General features: G+C 24.9%; 2 protein-coding genes. Both read left to right on the top strand.

Going from position 1 to position 2,408, the window contains the following annotated elements; genetic code table 4:
• The coding region (locus UDIV_RS04445; protein WP_038101757.1) for a hypothetical protein at positions 1–250 on the top strand (250 nt) is incomplete at its 5' end.
• A gap of 47 nt (positions 251–297) precedes the next feature.
• A partial coding sequence (locus tag UDIV_RS00550) for an MGA_1079 family surface serine endopeptidase (RefSeq protein WP_038101750.1) occupies positions 298–2,408 on the top strand: 2,111 nt, incomplete at its 3' end.

Raw genomic sequence — 2,408 nt, 5'->3', positions numbered from 1 at the left:
AATTAATTACATTATTAATCAAACTTATTCAAGAATTCAAAATGATTATTATGGAGCAAATAAAACCTTTGCTTTTTATCAATTATTAAATAAGAACAAAGAGATTTTTGACAAAAAACTGAAATCAGTAACTAAAGCAAACTACTTTTTAGATCAATTAAATAATTGATTAAGTAGTAGTAATGATTCTAATTCAATTAAAGATGCTTATTTAAAATTAGTTAATAAAGAATTAATGAAACTAAAATAGTAAATGATAATTTAGCTAGATGAAAAGCTTTAGATTTATATCGATTTATGAATGTAGCTTCATTAAACAATCAAACAGCTAAGATTATGCTTTTAGATTTAGATACTGATTATTTAGATTTTGAAGTAAATAATGTTAAATTAAATCAAACTTATGATCAATCAATAGTAACTTATAAAATTACTCATAAGTACAATCCTGCTTTAGTTTTATATAAAGAAGTAAGATTTAGTTTAGATAATGAAAAGATCTTAAAGAAAATAAATGAACTAAAACAAACTAGTAGTTTAGATCAATATTTTGAAGTTGATTATTACTTATTATCTAAACTAAATGAAAATGAGTTTAATAATCAGTTTGATCTATCTAAGAGTAATAAAGTAGTTGGTATTGTGTTGTATGCAGACTATAATAAACCAACTATTAGAAGAAAACAAAAATATGTAAATGAAAGTTTTGAGTACAGAATCAAACAAACACCAACTATTAAAGATAATAAATTAGTTGCTACTGTTGAATTCTTATTTAATAATAATGTTATTTTTAGTAAGGAATTAATTACAGATAAAAATGTAGTTTTCCAAAGTTTAGAAGCAACAGAGAAAGATGATGATCTGATTGATTTAAATCAAGCTAAAGAAATATTAGCTGATAATGAAAACTTACTAACTCATCTTTATTTAAAGAAGGGGTTAAATCAATCACACCAAGACTTTTATCCAGATGATGCGATTAATGTTTTAAATACAATGTATGATTTACCTAAGTTTGGGAAATATACGATTGCACCACGTCAATTAATCAAAGCTTATGATTCAGGGAATGAGTTTGGTGGGGTTGCTGAAATCTTCTGGGGTATATTAAAAACTGAAATTGATGAAAACAATCAAGTCGTTCAAAAATGAGTTGATAATGCATTTTCAGATTCGTTTTCAGTTAATCATTTTAAACGTTATCAATACCACGACTTCATTAAACCAATTAATAATCAATATTTAACTGAAGATGATTTTAAAGCTCAAAATGAGTTTGATCCTAATCTTAAAAAAGAAATTGATTTATTAGATAATAGTGATGTTGACTTTAGAAGAGTAGTTGGTCGGGCTGAAAGTAGTTCTAAAACTACTTTATATCGAAACTTAAACATTGATGAATTCTTAAATCAAAAAGCACATATGAAAGCTAACTACTTCTTAAGAATCATTGATCCTAAAGATAAAGAAGTAGTTATTGGTACTCAACTTACTAATAAACTATATCAACCAGGTGAATATGTTTCTTCTCGATCAGGACATATTCCAAGAGATGATATTGATCGATGATCATCTGCAAACAACAAACTAATTAAAGAAAAAACTTTTTATTATTTCTATGATATTAAAAAGCTTGGTCATAACTCAATTAGTTTTAGATTAGGTTTTGTAAAAAATGATGATAAGAAACAACGTTATTCACCTAATAAAGAATTTGTTATTAATAATGTTGTTAATGATTATGAACAAAATCTATATCCTGAAGTAATGCTAAATAATTTAATTCATTACAACATTAAAGTTGATTATGAACAAATAGCTACTAAAACAGTAGCTGATTGATCGACTGATCTTAAAGAATTAGATAAACACATTACATTAGTTAATTCAGAAGCAAATAATGATTTATATATTAATGATTATTCAATTACATATAAAAACTTCTCATTACTAAAAAGTTATTTTAGAATTGGCGAAATTAAACAATATGGTAAAAACAAAGCATTTGTAAGATTTGAAGTACTTACTTTTGATCGAAAATGAGTCTTAGGGAAGAATTGATATTTAATCTCTAATTTTAAAAATAGTGAAAATAGTTTAGTTGAACAACTACACTATGATAATCAAAAACTAACAACACTATATTATGATAATAAAAATGTTAAACGAATAAGAGAACTTGAACCATACATTGATGATGCTGAATGATCACTTAAATCAGATTATGAAGCTGTTTGAAAAATGGATAGTAAATACATTAAACATACCTTATTATCAAACAATGCTTTTGATCGAGAACTTGATTTAGAGATGTATGCTGGAATGTTAGTGTTTGATAGTCAAGTAGCTGAACGAATTACATCAAAAAATCGAACAATCAAACTAAAACTTGATTTTGAACAACT

Source organism: Ureaplasma diversum NCTC 246 (assembly GCF_000731915.1).
Taxonomy (GTDB): Bacteria; Bacillota_I; Bacilli_A; order Mycoplasmatales; family Mycoplasmoidaceae; genus Ureaplasma; species Ureaplasma diversum.
This window is presented reverse-complemented; position numbering and strand designations above follow the sequence as displayed.